Annotated in this window: 7 protein-coding genes; 4 read left to right on the plus strand and 3 right to left on the minus strand. The window is 62.7% G+C overall.

What is annotated here, in order from left to right; genetic code table 11:
• The first annotated feature begins 39 nt into the window (after positions 1 to 39).
• Positions 40 to 948, plus strand: a complete 909-nt coding sequence (locus EOA49_RS30215) for a LysR family transcriptional regulator (protein ID WP_127241667.1) — start codon at positions 40 to 42, stop codon at positions 946 to 948.
• 58 nt (positions 949 to 1,006) lie between these two features.
• Here EOA49_RS30215 and rpsI read toward each other — a convergent pair whose 3' ends face one another.
• From rpsI to EOA49_RS30230, 3 genes are all read right to left on the minus strand, one after another.
• Entirely contained in the window at positions 1,007 to 1,483 is a 477-nt protein-coding gene (gene rpsI / locus EOA49_RS30220) for a 30S ribosomal protein S9 (protein ID WP_066989448.1), read from the minus strand.
• Positions 1,483 to 1,947 carry a 50S ribosomal protein L13 gene (rplM, locus tag EOA49_RS30225; RefSeq protein ID WP_066989450.1) on the minus strand — a complete coding sequence of 155 codons (465 nt, stop codon included), beginning with the start codon at positions 1,945 to 1,947 and terminating at the stop codon, positions 1,483 to 1,485. The genes rpsI and rplM overlap by 1 nt, the downstream gene beginning before the upstream one ends.
• Before the next feature lie 225 nt (positions 1,948 to 2,172).
• Positions 2,173 to 2,634: a PaaI family thioesterase gene (locus EOA49_RS30230; protein WP_095801293.1), complete on the minus strand. Its 462-nt coding sequence runs from the start codon at positions 2,632 to 2,634 to the stop codon at positions 2,173 to 2,175.
• Positions 2,635 to 2,782: 148 nt separating this feature from the next.
• Here EOA49_RS30230 and EOA49_RS30235 point away from each other — a divergent pair, with 148 nt between their 5' ends.
• The 3 genes from EOA49_RS30235 to EOA49_RS30245 form a co-directional block, all read left to right on the plus strand.
• Positions 2,783 to 3,604, plus strand: coding sequence for an enoyl-CoA hydratase (locus tag EOA49_RS30235; protein WP_127243538.1), 822 nt, complete (start codon positions 2,783 to 2,785; stop codon positions 3,602 to 3,604).
• Between the two features lie 45 nt (positions 3,605 to 3,649).
• On the plus strand, positions 3,650 to 4,426 hold the full coding sequence (locus EOA49_RS30240; protein WP_127241923.1) for an AAA family ATPase: 777 nt from the start codon (positions 3,650 to 3,652) through the stop codon (positions 4,424 to 4,426).
• The coding region (locus EOA49_RS30245; protein ID WP_164749331.1) for a CoA-binding protein at positions 4,423 to 4,923 on the plus strand (501 nt) is incomplete at its 3' end. The genes EOA49_RS30240 and EOA49_RS30245, both read left to right, overlap by 4 nt.

Here is a 4,923-nt window from a genome sequence, read left to right on the forward strand (position 1 = left end):
TCAGCTATATTCGGCACAGCTTGTACGAAATTTAGGACAATGGCGGCCGAACTCAGCGATCTCCAGGCATTCATGGCCGTGGCGCGCGCGGGCGGCTTTCGCGAAGCAGCTCGCGCCACGGCCGGCAGCGCGTCAGCGCTCAGCGAAGCCATCCGCCGTCTGGAAACCCAACTCGGTGTTAGGCTCTTCAACCGCACCACGCGCAGCGTTGCTTTGACCGAGGCCGGTGCCAGCCTGCTGGCGCGGCTCGGCCCCGCATTGGGCGAGGTAGAAGCTGCGCTCGATGTGGTGAACGGCTTTCGCGACCGGCCCGCCGGAACCTTGCGTCTCAACGTGCCGATAAGCGCCTCGCGGCTGGTGCTGCCCAAAATCGTTCCGCGATTTCTCGCGGCCTATCCCGCCATTCGCCTGGAGGTGATCGCCGAGGAGAACTTTGTCGATGTGCTGGTGGCCGGCTGCGACGCCGGAATCCGCTATGACGAGCGGCTGGAGCAGGACATGATCGCGGTGCCGATCGGACCGCGCGCGCAGCGCTTCACGACCTCCGCCGCGCCGTCCTACCTTGACCGGCACGGTCGGCCGCAGCACCCGCGCGACCTGCTTGGCCATGCCTGCGTGCGCGGCCGCTTCCCGAGCGGGGTCATGACGCCTTGGGAATTCGAGCGGGACGGCGAGGTGGTGCGGGTCGATCCCACGGGGCCATTGGTCGTCAGCATCGGTGGTGGCGTCGATCTCGCTGTCGATGCGGCGATCGCCGGCGTCGGCATCCTTTGGCTCTTCGAGGACTGGGTGCGCCCGTATTTCGACAGCGGCGTTCTGGAACCTGTGCTCCAGCCCTGGTGGCAAAGCTTCTCGGGGCCGTTTCTTTATTACCCTGGCCGGCGCTTGGTGCCGGCACCGCTGCGCGCGTTCATCGACTACATAAAGACGCCGGCCGGGCACTGGTGACGGAAACAAAAAAGCCGCCCGGAGGCGGCCTTTTCGAAATGCTTGGACTTCGCAGCGCTTAGCGCTTCGAGAACTGGAAGCTGCGGCGGGCCTTGGCCTTGCCGTACTTCTTGCGCTCGACCACGCGGCTGTCGCGGGTGAGGAAGCCGCCCTTCTTGAGCACCGAGCGCAGGCCCGGCTCGTAATAGGTCAGCGCCTTGGAGATGCCGTGACGCACGGCGCCCGCCTGGCCGGAAAGACCGCCGCCGATGACGGTGGCGACGATGTCGTACTGGCCGGCGCGGTTGGCGGCGACGATTGGCTGGTTGAGGATCATCTGCAGCACGGGACGCGCGAAATAGGTCGCGAATTCCTTGTCGTTGACGATGATCTTGCCGGAGCCCGGCTTCACCCAGACGCGCGCGATGGCGTTCTTGCGCTTGCCGGTAGCATAGGCGCGGCCCGACTTGTCGAGCTTCTGGACGTGGACAGGCGCGGCCGGCTGCGCGGCGGTCGTGACAGTCCCGAGTTCTGCGAGCGAGGAAAGCTCAGCCATTACGAGGCCCTCTTGTTCTTGGAGTTCAGCTTGGCCACGTCGAGCGTGACGGGCTGCTGGGCCGCGTGCGGATGCTCAGTGCCTGCATAGACGCGGAGATTCTTCATCTGGCGGCGGCCAAGCGGGCCGCGCGGGATCATGCGTTCGACAGCCTTCTCGACGACGCGCTCGGGGAAGCGGCCCTCGAGCAGCTGGCGCGCGGTGCGCTCCTTGATGCCGCCGGGATGGCCGGTGTGCCAGTAATAGACCTTGTCGGTGTACTTCTTGCCGGTGAACACCACCTTGTCGGCATTGATGACGATGACATTGTCGCCATCATCGACATGCGGGGTGAAAGTGGGCTTGTGCTTGCCGCGCAGATGGTTGGCGATGACAGTGGCAAGGCGGCCGACGACGAGACCCTCGGCGTCGATCAACACCCACTTCTTCACCACATCCGCAGGCTTCTGCGAAAAGGTAGCCATGGTTTTGCTCTCAGGTTGACCGTCCTATCCGCGAACGGCAGGAACAGGCGTTTTTTGTTGCTTGAATTGACGGAGAGGCCAAGCCGTCCGGCAATAACAAAACGGCGGCCCTTGCGGCCGCTGTTTCGTGACGGCTTATAGGCGAGGGCGCCGGATGCGTCAAGCCAAGCGGAAACTCTACTGGCGCTGAAAATAAAGCAAAAACAATCAATTGGCGAAACGGTATTATTTTACCTCATCCATTCGCTTCGGCGGGATCGAATAGGTCCCGGTGGCGTGGGCCACCGTGTGCCGGTCGGCCCCGGCGACGATGTCGATGTCGAACACCATCAGGCTCTTTCCGAGCTTCAGGATACGGCAATGGCCGTCGATCGGCCCGGCCTCGGCCTTGCGCATGAAGTTGATGTTGAGATTGGTCGTCACCGAAAGCGCATCCGGCCCGGCATGGCTAAGCACGCACACATAGCCGCCAATGTCGGCAAGCGTGAACAACGCCGGACCCGAGACGGTGCCGCCGGGACGCAGATGGCGCTGGTCGGCATTGAGCCGCACCGTGCAGCCGCCCGGAAACACTTCCAGCGCCTCATAGAAGGAGAACTGGTCGTTGAGCTGCGGATAGACGCTTGCCATCAGCCCGTTTACTTCGGCTGCGGTCAGCACCGGCTTGAGATTGCTTTGAGCGGGCATGCGCGATTCCTATATACGGGAAGTTCCAGGCGGCGCGCCTGGACCAAACGGTGCCACGGAGAAAACACGTCTCGCGGCTGTTCTTCAATCGGCAGCATGTTAGTTCTGTTGCTCCATAACCCGGGACCGCTGATCGAGAGGTTCAAAAATGGCCGAAGTCCTTGCCATCAAGCCCGCCGTCGCCGACGGCCCGGTTCTTGTCAGCCGAGACAAGGGCGTGCTGCGCCTCACTCTTGCAAGCCCGCCGGCCAACGCGCTGTCGCTGGCGACGATGGCGGCGCTGCAGGCCGAGTTCGACCGCGTGAAGGACGACAAATCCGTACGCGTCATCATCCTGGCAGCGTCAGGCAAAGTGTTTTGCGCCGGCCACGACCTCAAGGAAATGACGGCGCACCGCGCAGAACCGGATCGCGGCCGCGCCTTCTTCGAAAAGACCTTTGTCGCCTGCGCAAAGCTGATGCAGACCATCGTGCGCCATCCGAGGCCGGTGATCGCCGAGGTCGACGGTCTGGCTACCGCGGCCGGACTGCAGCTTGTCGCGAGCTGCGACCTCGCCATCGCCTCGCACGAAGCGACCTTCTGCACGCCCGGCGTCAATATCGGCCTGTTCTGCTCGACGCCGATGGTTGCGCTGTCGCGCAACGTCTCGCGCAAGCAGGCGATGGAAATGCTTCTCACCGGCGAGACGATCGATGCGGCGACGGCCAAGGAGTTCGGTCTCGTCAACCGGATCGTGCCGCGCGAATATCTGAATCAGGTTGTCAACAAATACGCGCAAACCATTGCTTCAAAATCGTCTTTGGTGGTCAAGACCGGCAAGGAGGCGTTCTACGCCCAGGCCGAAATGGGGCTGGCCGACGCCTACGCCTATACCGGCCGTGTGATGGTGGAAAACATGCTGGCGCGCGACGCCGAGGAGGGCATCGGCGCCTTCATCGGCAAGCGCAAGCCGGAATGGGCCGACGAATAATTGACCCGAGAATGCAGCGCGCTTTTTTATGATTGAAGGTCCGACGTGGCTGCCCGCAAGCAACTGACGCGGCTGAAAGCGCCCTATCTCAAGCGCATTCTGCTTGAGTCTTCGCGCGTCGCGGATTGGGACGGATATCCATGGAGCCTGCCGATCTTCCGGGATCGCGAGTTCGAATTCGAATTCACGTCGGCCATCACCATCATCGTTGGCGAGAACGGCACCGGCAAATCGACGCTGCTCGAAGCCATCGGCGCGCTGGCCGGCTATGACGAGGCCGGCGGCGGCAAAGGTTATATGCCCGTCGACCACTCAGGCGCCATCGACAAGAGTGGTGCTGCACTTGCCGCTGCGCTGCGCTGCCATTGGCTGCCGAAGGTCACCGCGGGCTGGTTCTTCCGGGCGGAGTCCTTTTACTCCGTGGCTCGTTATCTTGACCAGGCGGCGCTGGAGTCCGGCGGAGCGCCGCCGGACTTCCTGTCATGGTCGCATGGCGAAGGGTTCATCCGCTTCTTCGAGGAACGCTGCCGACGACAGGGCATCTACATCCTCGACGAGCCCGAAAGCGCGCTCTCGCCGACGCGCCAGATCGAGTTGCTGAAGCTGCTTCAGCGCATGGAGCGGTCCGGCACCGCGCAGGTGATCATGGCGACGCACTCTCCGTTGCTAATGGCCTGCCCGAACGCGCGGCTCTTCCGCATCAGCCGCATCGGCCTCGATCTGATTAATTTTCAGGACACCGATCATTTTCGCATGATGCGTGACTTCTGCAGCGATCCGGCTGCCTTTCTCGCCGATGCGCTGTATGAGGACGAGCCATGAATCACGACGCCTACGACAACAGCTACATTGCCGGCATTCTGAACTCGGTGAAGACCATTGCCATGGTCGGCGCCTCGCCCAACGACGTGCGGCCAAGCTATTTCGTGCTGAAATATCTGCTGGCCAAGGGTTTTTCGGTGTTGCCGATCAATCCCGGTCATGCCGGCAAGCAGATCCTTGGACAGACGGTCTATGCCAGCCTGGCCGACCTGCCGCATCCGGTCGATATGATCGACATTTTTCGCGGCTCGGCCGCTGTCCCTGGCATCGTCGAGCAGGTACTGAAGCTCGATCCGCTGCCGAAGGTCGTTTGGATGCAGCTAGGTGTTCGCCATGACGAGGCCGCCGCGCGCGCCGAGGCAGCCGGCATCAAGGTGGTCATGAACCGCTGTCCCAAGATCGAATATGGCAAGCTGTCGGGCGAGATCGGCTGGACCGGCGTCAACTCCGGCGTGCTGTCGTCGAAGAAGCCATTGATGCGCAAGGGTTTCCAGAGT

The organism is Mesorhizobium sp. M1A.F.Ca.IN.020.04.1.1, assembly GCF_003997315.1.
In the GTDB taxonomy this organism is placed as follows: Bacteria; Pseudomonadota; Alphaproteobacteria; order Rhizobiales; family Rhizobiaceae; genus Mesorhizobium.